At 71.9% G+C, this 16,226-nt stretch carries 12 protein-coding genes; 4 read left to right on the top strand and 8 right to left on the bottom strand.

Annotated features, from left to right (window positions below):
* Positions 1-142 precede the first annotated feature (142 nt).
* A complete protein-coding gene (locus WMF28_RS22400) occupies positions 143-508 on the top strand; it encodes a PilZ domain-containing protein (protein WP_437475591.1) in 366 nt (121 codons plus the stop codon).
* A gap of 217 nt (positions 509-725) precedes the next feature.
* On the opposite strand, the gene WMF28_RS22395 is transcribed toward WMF28_RS22400, so the two are convergent.
* From WMF28_RS22395 to pilB, 6 genes are all read right to left on the bottom strand, one after another.
* A complete protein-coding gene (locus WMF28_RS22395) occupies positions 726-2,471 on the bottom strand; it encodes a hypothetical protein (RefSeq protein ID WP_437595273.1) in 1,746 nt (581 codons plus the stop codon).
* A gap of 133 nt (positions 2,472-2,604) precedes the next feature.
* Positions 2,605-3,762 (bottom strand): OmpA family protein, encoded by a 1,158-nt coding sequence (locus tag WMF28_RS22390; protein ID WP_437595272.1) that lies wholly within the window; start codon positions 3,760-3,762, stop codon positions 2,605-2,607.
* Positions 3,763-3,770: 8 nt separating this feature from the next.
* Positions 3,771-4,049, bottom strand: coding sequence for a DUF4398 domain-containing protein (locus WMF28_RS22385; RefSeq protein WP_437302040.1), 279 nt, complete (start codon positions 4,047-4,049; stop codon positions 3,771-3,773).
* 153 nt (positions 4,050-4,202) lie between these two features.
* Positions 4,203-4,895 carry a transcriptional repressor LexA gene (gene lexA, locus WMF28_RS22380; protein ID WP_437573024.1) on the bottom strand — a complete coding sequence of 231 codons (693 nt, stop codon included), beginning with the start codon at positions 4,893-4,895 and terminating at the stop codon, positions 4,203-4,205.
* Between the two features lie 215 nt (positions 4,896-5,110).
* Positions 5,111-6,250: a type IV pilus twitching motility protein PilT gene (locus WMF28_RS22375; protein ID WP_437595271.1), complete on the bottom strand. Its 1,140-nt coding sequence runs from the start codon at positions 6,248-6,250 to the stop codon at positions 5,111-5,113.
* Between the two features lie 3 nt (positions 6,251-6,253).
* The gene (gene pilB / locus WMF28_RS22370; RefSeq protein WP_437595270.1) at positions 6,254-7,954 is read right to left on the bottom strand and encodes a type IV-A pilus assembly ATPase PilB; all 1,701 of its coding nucleotides are present in this window, start codon (positions 7,952-7,954) and stop codon (positions 6,254-6,256) included.
* A gap of 105 nt (positions 7,955-8,059) precedes the next feature.
* Here pilB and WMF28_RS22365 point away from each other — a divergent pair, with 105 nt between their 5' ends.
* Both WMF28_RS22365 and WMF28_RS22360 read left to right on the top strand, forming a co-directional pair.
* Positions 8,060-9,286, top strand: a complete 1,227-nt coding sequence (locus tag WMF28_RS22365; protein ID WP_437595269.1) for an FHA domain-containing protein — start codon at positions 8,060-8,062, stop codon at positions 9,284-9,286.
* Entirely contained in the window at positions 9,283-10,617 is a 1,335-nt protein-coding gene (locus WMF28_RS22360; protein WP_437595268.1) for a serine/threonine-protein kinase, read from the top strand. The genes WMF28_RS22365 and WMF28_RS22360 overlap by 4 nt, the downstream gene beginning before the upstream one ends.
* A 13-nt stretch (positions 10,618-10,630) precedes the next feature.
* Here WMF28_RS22360 and WMF28_RS22355 read toward each other — a convergent pair whose 3' ends face one another.
* A complete protein-coding gene (locus tag WMF28_RS22355; protein WP_437595267.1) occupies positions 10,631-10,927 on the bottom strand; it encodes a hypothetical protein in 297 nt (98 codons plus the stop codon).
* Positions 10,928-11,076: 149 nt separating this feature from the next.
* On the opposite strand from WMF28_RS22355, the gene WMF28_RS22350 reads away from it, so the two are divergent.
* Positions 11,077-13,878, top strand: coding sequence for a tetratricopeptide repeat protein (locus WMF28_RS22350; protein ID WP_437595266.1), 2,802 nt, complete (start codon positions 11,077-11,079; stop codon positions 13,876-13,878).
* A gap of 119 nt (positions 13,879-13,997) precedes the next feature.
* Here the strand turns inward: WMF28_RS22350 and WMF28_RS22345 are convergent, their stop codons facing one another.
* On the bottom strand, positions 13,998-16,148 hold the full coding sequence (locus tag WMF28_RS22345; protein WP_437595265.1) for a M3 family metallopeptidase: 2,151 nt from the start codon (positions 16,146-16,148) through the stop codon (positions 13,998-14,000).
* Between the last annotated feature and the right edge of the window lie 78 nt (positions 16,149-16,226).

Here is a 16,226-nt window from a genome sequence, read left to right as displayed (position 1 = left end):
GAACGCGGCCATGGGCTACCGGGCGAGCATGCTGTTCGTGCGCGCGTGCTCGCGCCCGTGCCCGCGCGCTGCGGGACATGTGAACCGAGCCTGCGCGCGCGCCTCTCGTGATATGTTCGCGCCGACTGGAGAATGCGCCGGGATGGCTGTCCGGGACCACTTTCGCGCTCATGCGCGGCGACGCGTCGATCTTGGGGCGACGCTGCGCGATAGGCAGTCGTTCGAGGAGCACGGCGTTCGCATCCGCGATCTGGGGCTGGGCGGCGCCGGCATCGAGCTGTCCGAGGCTCAGCTCGCGTCGGAGCTCCTGGATCCCGAGGCCTCGGTGACGCTCGAGGTCACCACGCCGAACCTCTGGGATCCGCTGAGCCTCCGCGGCCGGATCGCCTGGATCCGCCGCGGGCCGGCGGGGAGACCGGCCCGCGGGGGCGTTCGCTTCGAGCATCACGACGCCGGGGCGCTCTACGCGCTCTACCAGCTGCTCGGCACCGAACGCTTCGACCTCTAGCGCGGGGGGCGGCCGCTTCGGATACGGGCCCATCTCGGCGTTTTCGGTGCTCGGCGTACGAGAGTACGCCTGCGCGCCGAAAACGCCGATCTGGGCCCGTCTCCTGTGCGGCCGCCCCCCGCGCTGTGGAGGGAACGGGGGAACCGGGGGGCTTGGCGTGGCGGAGCTCGCCTGCGTGGCGAGAAGGTTGCTGAAGGCGCGGGAATGGCGCGGGGCGCTAGAGGGCGAACACCGGGCCGATGGTCGGCGCTATGACGAGGCCGAGCGTCGGCCACATCAGCATGACCTTCACCTCGGCGGACACACCGAAGTGCGGGGTGATGCCATAAACCACACCGGCGCCGGCCGCCGAGAAGTTCAAACCGGTGATCTGGTAGGCGTCGAGGTCCTCCACGAAACGGGTGTTCGACGGACACCTGTTGCTGCCGCTCCCCGCCAGCGGCGTTAGGTCCTCCGTCCGACGATCGCACACATCCACGGGCACAGAGGCGTTCACCTGGGCCAGGCCAATGGGTGACAGGAACCCATACGGGCGGAATCCACCCTTCTCGACAATCCGATCGCCGAGGAGAAAGTACGTGACGCGGAGCTCCCCGTGGAGCGGCAGGAAGCTGCGCGCCTGGGGATGCGGGTTCTCCTTGTCCGGCCACTGCGTCTTCTCCGCCTCCGAGGTAGGCGAGCCGCCGAAAGCGAACCCGACCCGCGCGCCCACGAGCAGCGGCAGACTCGAGAAGAGCTGCCGGTCGTACGACAGCATCACGCGCCCCCCACCCAGGCTCAGGCCACCCTTGACCCCGTTCGTTCCGGGGAGATCCGCCGGCTCGCCGTAGAACTGCTTGCCGCCGCTGCCCGGATAGAAGCAGGCGTAGGCGGCGTCGCTGCCCGAGCAGACGTAATCCGTGCCGCGCACGAGGAGCAGGTCGAGCCCACCCCAGAGGCCGATCACGTTGCGGTTGCCCTTGCCGCTGGCGGCCCTACCGCCCCCGCCTTCGGTCCCCTGCTCGCAGGTCCCGTTCAGGCAGACGAGCCCGGACTGGCACTCCACGGTCTCCTCGCAGGCCGAGCCCCAGTCCTTGTCCCCGCGCTCGCCGCCGGCCTCGGGGCAACCGGGCAGGCCAGGCGGGCAATCCTCTTTCGCGGCGCACCGCTTCGGCGGCTCCTGGCCGGGGAGAGACGGCTCCTGCTCGATCTCGTTCTTGATCGGCACCCGGTGCGGCGCCTGCATCGAGCCGGCGGTGCCCACCGGGTCGCCCGCCTCGTCCCGCAGGATCACGAAATACCGGAGTTCGCCGGTCGTCGTGGCATCCTCGCAGGGGATCTCCGCCCCGAAGCCGCTCCCCATGCTCGTCATCTCGAGCGACTTCCACTTGGGCGAGCCGAACGGCTTGTACCGCACCGTCGCCTTGGACGCGTCGATCTCCTCCGGGATCTCGACATAGACGGGCACCGGCGTGTTCACCGCCTGCTCCGCCACCGGCGTGTGCGGGACGTCGCCCGCGGCAGCCTTCGCGGGCCTGCCGCCCTCGCCCTGCGACTCATCCGCCGGCTTCCTGGCGCCCTGCGCCTCCTTCTGGGCGTCCTTGAACGCCTGGGCCAGCTCGGTCGTCGTCAGCGCGTCGATGAGCGCCGCCTTCGGGTCGGCCCGGAGCGCCAGCACGAACTCCGCCTTGGCCTGATCCAGCTTGTCGCCGCCGCCGTACACCGTGCCGAGCGCGATGTGCAGCTTGCCGATCACCGGCTTCGTGCACGCGCCCTTCGCGCACTTCTTCAGGGCGACTTTGAGCTTCTTCTCCGCCTTGTCGAACTCGACAGAGAGATAGTCATCGTCCATCGCCTGGTTGTGCAGCTTCATCGCCTCCGCGTCCCTCTCGCCGGCGGCGCTGGCCGCCGCCGGCGCGCCGAGGACGAGCAGCGAAGTCAGTGCGAACGCGAGGCGACCGCGGCGTGAGCGACAAGAAAACACGGGTTCGAACCTCCAGGAAATGCTGGGGACGGGCTCTTGCTTTTGAGATCCGAGCCGGATCCGGCTCCAGAACGGCGCGGTCGAGATCGCGCGTACCCCCCACACGCCGGGCGGCGCTCCAGCAGCTGCTTGCCTACTGCGCGCCACCCTCCGTGCGGACGAACTGCACGCGCCGGTTCAGGGCGCGGTTCTGATCGGACGTGTTCGGCACGATCGGCTGCTCCATCCCGTAGCCCTTCGACGTCAGCCGGGCCTCGTCGACCCCCTTGGCCACCAGGTACTTCTTCACCGAGGCCGCGCGCCGATCCGACAGCTTCTTGTTGTACGCCGCGGCGCCCTTGTTGTCGGTATGCCCCTGGATCTCGATCCTGATCTTCGGGTTCTGCTGGAGGACCTCCACCACGGCGTCGAGGATCGGGAAGCTCTCGGGCCGGATCTTGTCCCTGTCGAACTCGAAGTGGATCTGCTGCGTGATCTTGATCTCCTTCTCGGTGACGATGACCAGGCTCGGCTTCTTCGGGCAGCCCGGCTTGTCTCCGCCGACCACGCCCGGCTCGTTCGGGCACTGGTCCTCGAGATCGACCACCGTGTCCTGGTCGTTGTCCGGCTCCGGGCAACCGTCGGCGTCCTCGTAGCCGTCCGGGTCCTCCGGGTCGTTCATGCAGCTCTTGCCGGTGCTGTCCTTGTCGTTCAGGTCGGGGACCGTATCGAGATCGTTGTCGAGCTCGGGGCAGCCGTCCTCGTCGAGGTAGCCGTCCTTGTCCTCGGGCAGGAGCACGCAGCTGTCCTTGCTGTCCGTGATGCCGTCGCCGTCGGTGTCCGGATCGTCCGGGCAGCCGTCGTCGTCCTGGAAGCCGTTCCACGTCTCGGCATCGCAGGGGCACTTCTTGTCCTGCGGATCGAGCAGCCCGTCGCCGTCGCAGTCGCCGGGCGTGGGGGGCGGCGCCTCCTCGACGAACCCGCGCTCGGCGCACTTCTGCGGCGGCGAGAGATCATAGGCGGCGTGCGTGTTCGCCTTCGCGATGTCGAGGTGCTCCTTGGCGCGAGCGAAGAAGCCCTGATCGAGCTCGACCGTGGCGAACGACAGGTGCGACTTCGCCATCGCCAGCTCGCGCGGCGCGCAGCGGAGCGCGCCGTTGCGCTCCGCCTGCTTCGCGATGGTGCTCAGCGCCTCGATGTCGCCGCGCATGACCGGCACCTGCGCGCACGAGAGCGCGGACCCCGCGATCATCACGACGGCGATGGCGCCGGCGCCGGCGCGACGAGCGCGGTGGGAAGGTCGACGCTTCATCCGAATGCTCATCGACCCGCGCCCTCGTGTGCCTGCTTCGCCAGGGTGATCGCCTTGTCCGCGTACTCCTCCGCGACGTCGGCGAAGTCGATCGCGTCGCCGTAATCGGCGGCCGCGGCCTCCTCGCGCGCCTTCCAGAGGTGCTCTCGCGCGGTGTAGTACTCGTACGGCGCGTACTTCGCCGCCCCGAGCGCCTCCGCCGTCTCGAGCTTGCTCGAGGCCGAGTTCGCGGTGAATGCGTAGATGGCGCCGCCGCAGCCGCTCGTGAGAGCGGCCGCGAGCACCATGCCCGCGCCTGAAATCCAAATCCCGAATCGCCGCCCGTGCGTCGTCACGATCGCGTTCTTTCTGGAGCGGGCCCTTGGACCGTCCGCCCGGTCGTCGCGACGCTACCAAGGGCGCTCGGCGCGCGTCAACCGGCTCGGGAAGAGGGGAGGAGGTTAGAGCTTCCGGTAGACGCCCACGACCACGCCGAGGAGCATCGCGGGCTTGAAATCGCTCGCCCGGACCAGGATGGGCGCCATCGCCGCGTTGGCCGGCTGGAAGCGCACGTAGTCCTTCTCGGGGAAGAAATATTTCACGGTGGCCTCGTCGCCGATCAGCGCCACCACGATGTCGCCGCGCTGCGCGGTGAGCTGCCGGCGGACGAAGATGTAGTCGCCGCTGAAGATGCCCGCCTCGATCATCGAGTCGCCCGTGACGCGCAGGCCGAACACCTCGCGCCCGCCGCGCACGAGCGTCCGCTCGATCCGGACCGTATCGAGGACGTGCTCCTCGGCGAGGAGCGGCAGGCCCGCGGCGATCCGGCCGACGACCGCGATCTCGACGAGGTCGTCGTCCTGGTCGTTCGCAGGGGCGTCGTTGCCGCCGGCCACCAGCGCGCCGCGGAGCTCGGCGCCGCCGCTCGTGCCGCCGCCGTCGAGGTCGCGCGGCCGGAGGGCGCGCGACTTCATGTCCTCGCGGGTGAGGTAGCCCTTGCGCTCGAGCGCCCGGAGGTGATCGTTCACCCCGTTCGTCGAGCGGATCCCCATATGCGCGCCGATCTCACGCAGCGTCGGCGGGTACCCGCGCTCGGTGATCGACTGCCGGATATAGTGAAGCACCTGCTGTTGCCGCTCGGTGAGCCCCTGCATCGGGCGGAACCTACTGAACGGTTGGGTAGATGTCAAAAAAGTGTGGAGGTCTCTCTCCACAGGGCCGAATTTGCCGCGATCTTCGGGGGGCCGGCGCGGCGCGCGGGCGCGGCTGACCCCGTGGCGCGGGCCGCGCGGTGAGCCGGGGGGCGCGTCGAGCGTGCAGGGTGAACCGAAGGGCAGGGGCCCCTGATCCTGTCGGCTTCAGGTCGGCTTCAGGTCGGCTTCGGGAGGTTGTTCCGCGAGCTCATGGCCTGGCGGGGCTCGAGCATCGCCCGGATCTCGTCTGCGTCGGTGGCGGCGGCGAACATCTCCTCCAGCGTGATCATCCGGCGCTGGTAGAGGGAGACGAGCGACTGCGCCATCGTCTGCATCCCGCTGCCGGACTGGCCCACCTGCATCTGCGAGTAGATCTGGTGGAGCTTGTCCTCCCGGATGAGGTTCCGGATCGCCGCGTTCGGGATCATGACCTCCATCGACATGACGCGCCCCGGGCCGTTCGCGCGCGGCAGGAGCAGCTGCGTCATCACGGCGACGAGCGTGAAGGACAGCTGCTGGCGCACCTGCGACTGCTGGTGCGGCGGGAAGACGTCGATGATGCGGTTGATCGTCGAGATCGCCGAGTTCGTGTGGAGCGTGGCGAACACGAGGTGGCCCGTCTCGGCGATCGTCAGCGCCGACTCGACCGTCTCCAGGTCGCGCATCTCGCCGACGAGCACGACGTCCGGATCCTGGCGCAGGGCGTAACGCAGGGCGTCCTTGAACGACGCGGTGTCGGAGCCGATCTCGCGCTGGTTCACGAGCGAGAGCTTGTGCGGGTGCAGGTACTCGATCGGATCCTCGATCGTGAGGATGTGGAGGCGCTGCTCGGAGTTGATCTTGTCGATGATGCTCGCGAGCGTGGTCGTCTTGCCCGAGCCGGTCGGGCCGGTCACGAGCACGAGGCCGCGGGGCTTGGCGGTGATGTCGAGCACGACCGGCGGCAGGCCCAGCTCGTCGAAGTTCATGATCCGGAAGGGGATCTGCCGGAAGGCGGCCGCCACGGCGCCGCGCTGCATGTAGATGTTCGCGCGGAAGCGGGCGAGCCCCTTCATGCCGAACGACAGATCGAGCTCGCTGCGCTGCTCGAACGTCGTCACCTGCTCCTCGTTCAGCACCGAGTAGCAGAGCTGCTTCGTGTCGCTCGGCATCAGCGGCGGGAGCTTGAGCGGCACCACCGTGCCGTCGATGCGCAGGAGCGGCGGCGTGCCGCTCGTGATGTGCATGTCGCTCGCGCCCTTCTCCACCATCGCGCGGAGGAGCTGCTGGAGCGTGTACCTGAGGCCCTCCTGCTGTCCGACAAGCTCGGTCGTCATGCGCTAGTCCCCCATCGTCACGCGGCCGACCTCCTCGGTCGTGGTGACGCCTGCCAGCACCTTCTCGATCCCGCTCATCCGGAGCGTCAGCATCCCGCCCTTGATGGCCGCGGCCTTGAGCTCGGCCGTGGACGCGCCCTGGAGGACCATCTCCTTCAGCGAGTCGGTGAAGCGCATGACCTCGTAGAGCGCGACGCGGCCCTTGTAGCCCGAGCCGTTGCACGTCTTGCAGCCGCCGCCGCGGACGAGATCCGCGCGCGCCACCTGCTGCTCGGTGAAGCCGAAGTCGAGGAGCACCGCCGAGTCCAGGCGCAGCGGGACGCGGCAGTCGGCGCAGATCTTGCGCGCGAGGCGCTGGGCGAGCACGAGGTTCACGCTGGCGGTGATGAGGAACGGCTCGACGCCCATGTTGAGGAGGCGCGAGATCGTCGAGGGCGCGTCGTTCGTGTGCAGCGTCGAGAGCACGAGGTGGCCGGTGAGCGCCGCCTTGACGGCGATCTCGGCGGTCTCGAAGTCGCGGATCTCGCCGACCATGATGATGTCCGGGTCCTGCCGCAGGAAGGAGCGCAGCGACATCGCGAAGTTGAGCCCGATCTCGTCGTGCATCTGCACCTGGTTGATGCCGTGCAGGTTGTACTCGACCGGATCCTCGGCGGTGCTGATGTTCGAGCCGATCTGGTTCAGGTCCGAGAGCGCCGAGTAGAGCGTCGTCGTCTTGCCGGAGCCGGTCGGGCCGGTGACGAGGACCATGCCCCACGGCTGGCCGATCGCCCACTTGAAGTCCCCGAGCGGCTTCGGGTCGAAGCCGAGCTTCGCCATGTCGAGCTGCAGGTTCGACTTGTCGAGGAGGCGGAGGACGATCTTCTCGCCCCAGATCGTCGGGAGCACGGAGACGCGGAAGTCCATCTCCCGGCCCCGGCCCATCTTCAGCTTGATGCGGCCGTCCTGCGGGAGCCTCCGCTCGGCGATGTCGAGCGAGCTCATGATCTTGAGGCGGCTCGCGATCGCGTTCTTCAACTTGATCGGCGGCTGCATCTCCTCCATCAGCACGCCGTCGATGCGGTAGCGGACGCGGAGCTTCTTCTCGTACGGCTCGACGTGGATGTCGCTCGCCCCCTTCTTGATGGCGTTCAGGAGGATCGCGTTGACGAGCCGGACCACGGGCGCGCCCTCGGCGGCCTTCTCCAGCTCGAGGACGTTCAGGTCGTCGGCCTCGACCTGGAAGCCGACCTCCTCCTCCCCGAACTCGCTCAGCACCTCGTCGTAGGAGGGCCCGACGTTGTAGGAGCGCTCGATCGCCTCGGTGATGCCCGTCTCGGACGCGACGACGGGCTCGACGTTGAAGCCCGTCAGGAACTTGATGTCGTCGATGGCGTGGAGGTTCGTCGGATCGGCCATCGCCACGACGAGCGCCGTGCCCGACCGGGAGATCGGGATGATCTTGTGCTTCTCGCAGACGTCCCGCGAGACGAGGCGCGAGACCTCCGCGTCGATCTCGTACTCGTCGAGGGCGACGGCCGGGACGCGGTACTGCGTCGAGAGGAAGCTCGTGATCTCGCCGTCGGAGATGTACCCGAGCTTGGCGAGGGCGTAGCCGAGGTTCTGACCTGTCTTGCGCTGTTCCTCCTGGGCCTGCCTGAGCTGCTGGAGGCTGATGAGCTTTTCGCGGACGAGCAGTTCGCCGAGGCGGTTGGTTGTCGACATCGAGGCCGCAAATCCTGCGGGTGGCGAGGGAGGGAGTCAACGCTGGCGGTTGGGGCCCGCGCGCATCAAGGGTAGGATGGCGGCTGGTGGTGAGGATGGCGCTGCGTGAGTCTCTTTGAGTGGTTCGGGCTCAAGCGGGGGGACAGCCGGCGCCGGGCGGCAGAGGCCAGGGAGCTGGCCGGCGATCTCGCGGGGGCGGTCGAGCTGTATCTCGAGGCCGGGATGCCGGACGACGCCGCCCGCGTCCTGCTCCTCCGCGCCGACGCCGAGCGGAGCGTCGAGAAGCGGATCGCCTTCTGCGCGTCGGCGTCCCGCACGGCGGAGAGCCCCGAGCTGAAGCGCGCGGCGCTCGGGCGCAAGGCGATGCTCGCGTTCGACCTGGTGCGCGCGCGGGAGGCGAGCGCGATGCGGAGCGAGGTGCTGGCGGTCGCGCGCGAGCTCGAGGCGGCGGGGGAGCTCGAGCGCGCGGCGGACGCGTACGCCCTGGTCGGCGACAACGAGTCGGAGGCGCGCGTGCTGGCCGCGGCGGGCGCGATCGACCGGCTCGAGGAGCGGCTCCGCGTCTCGATGACGGCCGAGAGGGACCAGCGCGAGCTCGCGGCGGCGCTGACGAGGATCGCGGATCTCGACCGGATGGCGGAGCGCCGCGAGGCGATCGCGGTGGCCGAGGCGTGGGGCGGCGGCGGCCGCGGCGGCGAGCAGGTGGCCGACGCGCTGCGCGCGATCCGGGCGCGGCTCCTCTCGGGTCCGCTCCTCTCGATCGAGCTCGGCGGCGCCCTCGTGCGGTGCGCCCTCGGCGACGAGGTCACGATCGGCCGCGGCGAGGCGACCCTCGTCGTCTCGTCCCGCGCCGTCAGCAGGACGCACGTGCGGATCCGGCGCGGCCCGTCCGGCATCGAGGTCGAAGATCTGGGGACGCGCAACGGGACGACGCTGGCCGGCGCGCGGCTCACGGCGCCGCTGCCCGTCGGCCGTGGCGTGCAGATCCTGCTCGGCGGGGAGGTGCCGTGCGCGATCGCGCCCGGGATCGGGCAGGGCTGCGTGGTGGCGATCGCGGGCGAGCGCTTCACGGCGCCGCTCGGCGATCTGCCGGTCGGGCCGTGGCGGCTCCGCCTCGAGCGGGCGGGCGCTTCGGCGTTCGTCGCGCTGAAGACGCCGCCGGGGGCGCCGCCGCCGTTCCTCGGCGACTACCAGCTCGCGCCGTCCGTCGAGCTCTGCGCGGGCGACGCGATCGCCGCGTCGCGCGGCGGGACGCCGGTCTTCCGGCTGCCCGCCGCGGGCCAGGCCGCGTCGATGCGGCGCGACGGCGGCGCGGAGGGCGGGCCGGCATGAGCCTGTGGCGGCGGCTCAAGGAGCGGCTCGGCGGCGGCGGCGCGGCGGAGGGCGGCGCGCCGCCGCCCGGCGGTGCTGCGCCGGCCGCGCCGGACGCCGGGCGCGGCGCGCGCCCGGCGCGGCCGGCGGCGGACGCGCGGGGGCGCGCGGCGCGCGAGGACGGCGGCGACGACATCGCGCGCCTGCGGAGCTCCGGCACGCGGGACGCGCCCTCGACGGACGAGGTGATCGCGATCCTGCGGCGCGCGCGCGGGACGCTGCGCGAGGCCGAGGCCGTGGCGCACCTCGTCGCGGCGATGGCAGAGCGGGTGCTGCCGGATCCGATCCGGGTGGCGTGCGCCGACCTGCTCGCGGCCCGGGGCGACGAGCTGGGCGCGCTCTCCGTGCTCGAGGGCGCCGCGTCGCGCGAGCGCGGCGGCGGGTCGCGCGCGCAGCCGGTGTCCTCGACCGAGGGGCTCGTCCTCGCGGCCGACCTCTACGCGTCGCTGGGGCAGCTCCCGCGGGCGGTCGGCGCGATCGAGCGGGTGCTCGCCCGGGAGATCGACGCGCCCGGCGCGCGCGAGCGCCACCACCGCTGGCGTGCGGCGCTCGGCGCGGAGCGGCCCGCGGCGGCCCGCGTGGAGGACGTGACCGTCGTCGCGCCCTCGGCGGGCAAGACCCCGTTCCGCCTGCTCCGCGAGGTGGCGCGCGGCGGCGCCGGCGTCGTCTACGAGGCCGAGGACGAGGTGCTCGGCCGGCGCATCGGGTTCAAGGTCTACCACGGGCGCGGCGGCGACCGGTCGCACCTCGCCCGCGAGGTGCGGCTCGCCGCGGCGCTCGCGGGCCCCGGCGTGGTGCGGGTGTTCGACGCGGACCCCGACGAGGGGTGGATCGCGCTCGAGTGGATCGCGCGCGGCTCGGTCCGGGACGCGCTCCGCGCCGGCGACGCGGCGGCGCTCGCGCCGGTCGCGCGGTGGGCGCGCCCGCTCGCCCGCGCGCTCGCCCGCATCCATGAGCGCGGCTACGTCCACGCCGACGTCAAGCCGGCCAACGTGCTCCTGCGCAGCCTCGCCGAGCCCGTGCTCAGCGACTTCGGGCTGGCCCGGCCCCGCGGCGCGCCGTCGGCCGGCGGCAGCCCGGGGTACGTCTCGCCGGAGCGGCTCGCCGGGCGGCCGAGCGACCCGCGCGACGATATCTACGGCTACGGCCGCGTGCTCGAGGACGTCCTCGTGCGCCTCGAGCCGCTCGGGGGCGAGGGGCTGGCTCCCTGGAAGGAGCTGTCGCTGCGGTGCCTCGGCCCCGACGACGAGCGCCCGCAGGACGGCGCGGCGCTCGTCCGGACCGTCTGCTGAGCTCCGCGACGCCTCAGCACGCCTCGAGGCAGCTCCTGTACCGATCGGACGCGGCCGCGTCCGTTCCGTCGAACGCGCCGCAGGGCACTTCGGCGGCGCACGCCGACGCGCAGCGGACGGCGCCCTCGCACGACGCCTCGCTGGAGAGGCCGCTGCCCTGGAACCCGCACTCCTCCATGTGGTCCTCGGCCTCGTCGCACGCGCCCCCGCAGCCCGACGCGAGGGCGACCGCGAGCGCAAATGACGCAGCGCGAGCTCCTCCGGCGCTGCCGGGCGCTTCCGTCCACCAACGACCCTTGCCTTTGCTCATGCGTGCTCTCTCCCGGCGGGTTGTCTCGTACGGGGGACCTCGCGCTGCGTCGGAGTTGCACGCCGGGTGGCAACCTTCTTCGCTTCGGGCGCGGCCCTGGGTAGATTGCTCGCCTGCATGCGCGTACGCAACGAGGAGAGGGCGCCCTGATGCGCTTGGCGGTCGTCGCCACGCCCAGCTTGCACCGCGATCAGCGGCCGGCGCCCGGCTCGCTGGACGGTGATCTCATCCGGGCCCGCCTCTCGCTGGACGACGCGGGCTTCCGGGTGCTCGACGTCGATCCCGCGCGGGATCTCGCGGAGCAGCTCGACGCGCTGTTCGACGAGCTCGTCGCGACGCGGCGGACCCTGGTCGACGCGGAGGACGCCGCGCGCGACGAGGCCTCCACCCTGTTCCTCTTCTACGCCTCCTGCGCGGTCGCGCTGTCGCCGGACGGGGAGCTCTTCCTCTGCCTCGACCCCGAGAACCCCGGCGTGGGCGACGCGTTGGGCGACATCGCCGCGGTGTTCCGCGATCGCGCGCGCGGCGAGGTGCTCTTCGTCCTCGAGTGCCACCACGGCCCCGGGGCGACCTCGCGCGCCGTGGTCACCGCCGCCGAGCAGGCGACGGCGTCCCCCGTGACGGGGGTCGAGCTCCTCGTCTCGGCCCACCCGATCGGATCGCTCGACGCCGACCTGCCGTCGGTGTTCACCCGCGCCTTCGTCGAGCACCTCGACGAGGCCGATCCGGAGAGGGGCCTCACCGCGGAGGAGATCTTCCGCCGCGTGCAGGAGAACCCCGACCTCGCCGGCGCCATCCCTTGCTTCGCGCGGGTGGGCGGGCGGGGTTCGTTCGCGGTGCTCGTCCCGCGCGGCGGCGCTCCGGGCAGGCGGCGGGCGAGGGAGCCCGAGGGGGCGCTGCTCGAGAGCGCGGGCGAAGACGGCGCCGCCACCACGCCTGCGCCCGCGCCGGACGACCCGGTCGCGCAGTACCTCGCGGCCGGCGACACGCTCGCCGCCGCGTCGGACCTCGACGGGGCGCTCACGGCGTACAAGAAGGCGCTCGCGCTCGTCGGGGTCGTGCAGCGGGATGCGCGCGCGGAGGTGCACCTGCGCATCGCCCACGCGAGGTGGCGCCAGGGGCGGCACCGCGAGGCGATCGAGGGCTTCGAGAAGGCGCTGGCGCTCGCGCCCGAGCACCGGCCCGCGCTCGAGGCGCTTGTCGAGCTCCACCTCGCCGAGCGGGACTTCGCCAGGCTGCGCACCGCGGAGGAGCGGCTGCTCACGCGCGTCGAGGGGGACGCCGCTCGCTTCGGGCTCCTCGTCAGGTTCGCCGAGCACTGGGAGATCGTCGCCGGGGATCCGGAGCGGGCGCAGCAGCTCCTGGAGCGGGCGCGGGAGCTCGGCCCGGACGACGCCGCGGTCCTGCGCGGCCTGGGCCGGCTCTACCAGGCGGCGGGCGATTTCGCGGCGTCGCTCGACGCGCGCCGCTGCCTCGCCGAGCTCGCTCCGGACCCGCGGCAGCGGGCGATCGCGCTCCTGGAGCTCGCGCGCGCCGCCATGCAGGGCGAGGCCCGCGCCACCTTGACCGAGGTCACGCGCGAGCAGGATGGCATCGATCTGCTCGAGCGCGCGCTCGACGCCGATCCCACGTTCCTCGATCCGCTCGCGCTGATCGCGATCCTCCTCTCGGCGCGGCAGGAGTGGGGCGAGCTCGAGCTCGCGTACCGGCGCATGCTCGACCGGGCGCAGCGGATCCCCGGCCTGCGCGTCCGGAGCGATGTCACCTGGGAGCTGTGCCGCCGCCTCGGCATGCTCTTCCGCGACCACCTCGAGGACCCGAGCTCCGCGCTGGAGGCGTTCGAGGGCGCGGTGGCCGAGCGGCCGGACGACGTCCCCGGGCGGCTCAGCGCGGCGTCGCTCGCGCGGAGCGCCGGCCGGATCGAGCGCGCGGCCGCGCACCTCCAGGCCGCGGCGGTGCTCGATCCGGGCAACGTCCAGGTGTTTCACGACCTGTTCGACACCTTCCAGAAGCTGAGGCGCGTCGACCAGGCCTGGGCCGCGGCGAGCGTGGCCGTTTACCTCGGCGCCGCCGAGGAGCGGGAGCGCTTCATCTTCGAGGAGCACCGGCCCGCGGGCCTCGTGCAGCCCGCGCGCGGGCTGGGCCCGGGGAGCTGGGATCTCCTGCGCGCGGCCGATCGCGATCGCGCGCTCGAGGAGATCCTCGCGTCGGTCGCCGACGCGGCGATCCGCGCGCGGTTCGCCCAGCGCGCGCGGGAGAAGAAGGCCCCCCACGTCGATCCGGCCGCGCGCGCCGACGCGGAGCAGAACGCGGCGGGCGTGGTGCGCCTGTTCTCGTGGGCGAGCCGGTGCCTCGGGATCGCCGCGCCGGCGGTCTATCTCCGCAAGGACGCGCCGATCGCGGTCGCGGCCGTGACGGTCGAGGAGCCGAGCGTCCTGGTCGGCGGCGAGGCGCTCCGCGGGAGGACGGCCGCGGAGCTCGCGTTCCTGGTGGGCAGCCACGTCGCGTATCACGTCGGCCCGCACCGGCTGCTCCTTCATTTCCCCTCGCTCGAGGAGCTCGGCGTCTGTCTTGCTGCGGCGGTCAAGGTGGCGCGGCCTTCGGAGCCTGTTCCTGCCGAGCTCGAGGGCGCGGTGCTCGCGCTGATGCCTCTGCTCGACGAGCGGCTGACGGAGCGCGAGCGTGACGCGCTGGAGGCCGCGGTGTTCGAGCTCTACGAGATCCGCGCGCCGCTGGATCTCGCCCACTGGGCGGGCTCGGTGGAGCGGTGCGCTGCCCGGGTCGGCTACCTGCTGACCGGCGAGCTCTCGGTCGCGGCGTCGTCGCTCTCGCGCGGGGATGCGCCTGGCGTGCTGACGGCGGAGGAGAAGATCGGCGATCTCCTCTCGTTCACCGTCTCGGACGCCTATCACGCGTTGCGCGAGGAGCTCGGCGTCGCGATCGAGCCGTAGCTGCGCGGGTCAGATGTCCTTCCCGAGCACCGGCCGCCGCTCCGCGGCGGAGGGCGCGCGGCGCCCGTCCTGTCTCCTGGAAGCCCCGGCCCCGCGTCCGCAGCGCGGCCGAGGCGCGTTCACTCCTTGCCCTGGAGGTAGGCGAGGTACGCGTCGTGGCGCGGTGGTCGGCCGAGGAAGCGGGCGACGAGCTCGCCTGCCTCGACGCCGCCTCCCCTGGCGAGCACCTCGTCGCGGAAGGCGCGCGCGACGACGGGGTTGAGCAGGCCCTCCTGCTTGAAGCGGGTGAGCACGTCGCGCGAGAGCGACAGGGCCCACTGGTAGCCGTAATAGCCGGCGTCGTACGTGATGAGGTGCCCGAAGCTCGACTGCAGGTGCGTCCCCTTCACGAAGGCGAAGGACTCGTTCGCGCGCTGCGCCTGCTCCACGACCAGGGTCGTGTCGAAGCCCGGATCGCGGGAGTGGAGCTCCAGGTCGATCGACGCGAGGGTGAGCTGCCGCTGCGTCGCGAGCGCTCGCCCGAAGCCCCGCGCGCGGGTCATCGCCTGGAAGAGATCGTCCGGGATCTTCTCGCCGGTCGCGTGGTGCTTCGCGAACAGATCGAGCACCTCGCGGGACCACGCCCACTCCTCGAACATCTGGCTCGGCGCCTCGACGAAGTCGCGCACGGTCGCGGTCCCCGAGTAGGAGGCCAGCTCGGAGCGCGTGAGGAGGTGGTGCAGCACGTGCCCGAACTCGTGGAAGAACGTCACCACGTCCTCGTGGGACATGAGCGCCGGCTGCGCCCCCGGCTTCGGGAAGTTGCACTCCAGCGCCGCGACGGGGGTCTGCCACGAACCGTCGTCGAGCAGCTTCGCCGTCCGCACGGCGAACATCGCCGCGTGCTTGTACTTGTCGGGCCTGCTGTAGAGGTCGAGGTAGAACTTCCCGATCGCCTTGCCCTCGGAGCGCACCTCGTACGCGGTCACGTCGGGGTGCCAGGCCTTGGCGGGGACCTCCTTGTACTCGACCCCGTACATCCGCGCCGTGATGTCCATGAGCCCCTGCTTCACCGCGCCGATCTCGAGGTAGTCCGAGAGCGCCTGCGAGTTGAACTGGTACTTGGACGCGCGGACCCGATCCTCGAGGAAGTAGCGCTCGGAGGGCGGGAGCCTGTCGGTCGGCTTGCCTCCGAGCCGCGCGTGCTCCTTCATCAGCTCGGCGAACTCGGCCTTGGCGGGCTCCTTCAGCGCGGTCTTGACCTGGTCGAGGAAGGCGCGCACGGCGCCGCTCGTCTTGGCCATCCGCGGCTCGATGGCGTAGTCGGCCCAGCTCTTGTAGCCGAGCATCTTCGCCTTCTCGGAGCGGAGCGCGAGGAGGCGCTCGAGCAGCTTCACGTTCTTCTCGCCGCCGCGGTTGGTGAACAGAACGTAGAGATCGAGCGCGGCCTTGCGGTCCTTCGCGTAGGTGACGAACGGGAAGAAGTCGGGGTAGTCGGTGCTGATCTCGACCTTGCCGTTCGCCGTGGGCGGGTGCTTCGCCACGTACTCCTTGGGCAGCCCCTGGAGCGAGGCGGGCGCGATCTCGATCGAGCCGTTCGCCGTGGACAGGTTCGCCATGAACTCCTGTCCGATGCGGGTGATCTGCTCGTTCACGTCGCGGAGGCGCTGCTGCCGGTCGGGCGGCAGCGACAGCCCGTTGCGTCGGAAGTCGCGGAGGACGTCGGAGAGGAGCCGGGCGCGCTCTCCTTTCAGCGTCTCGCGCGCCTCGTCCGTCTCGGCGTACGCCTTGATGACGGCGGCGAGATCGGCGTCCAGCCACATCGCGGTCGTGAACCTGTCGACCTTCGGCTCGCAGAGCCTGGCGGCCTCGCGCACGGCCGCGTCCGGGTGCGCGACCCCCATCAGGTACGGGAAGTCGCCCGCGCTGTTCACCTCGAGCACGGCGTCGTCGAACCGCCGGAGGGTCGCGGGGTAGGTGAGCTTCTCCGGCGGCGCGCCGCGGAGCGCCCTGATCGCGTCGAGGTGCTCGTGTGCCGCGCGCAGGTGATCGTCGCAGAGCTGCTTCACCCCGCCCGCGGTGATCCCGTGCGGCACGGGGTCGAACTCGGCGCGCGCCGGGGCCTCCTCGGACGGCGGCGTCATCGCCGGACGCGAGGTCGTCCCCGGCGGGGCGGCGCCGCGGGGCCCGTCCGGCGGCGCGACCGCGCCGGTCCGGGGGCCGGCGCTGCAGGCGACGAGCAGGAGGAGGGAGAGGAGCCCGGGGCGCGCGGGCGTGTGGCCGACCTTCATGTCGGTCCGGCTATACCACGGGGTCTCGAGGGGTTCGGGCGGGAGCGCGCGGCCCAGGCCTTCCGGCGCCGTCCGACG

Source organism: Sorangium sp. So ce590, assembly GCF_051521365.1.
GTDB lineage: Bacteria > Myxococcota_A > Polyangia > Polyangiales > Polyangiaceae > Sorangium.
This window is presented reverse-complemented; position numbering and strand designations above follow the sequence as displayed.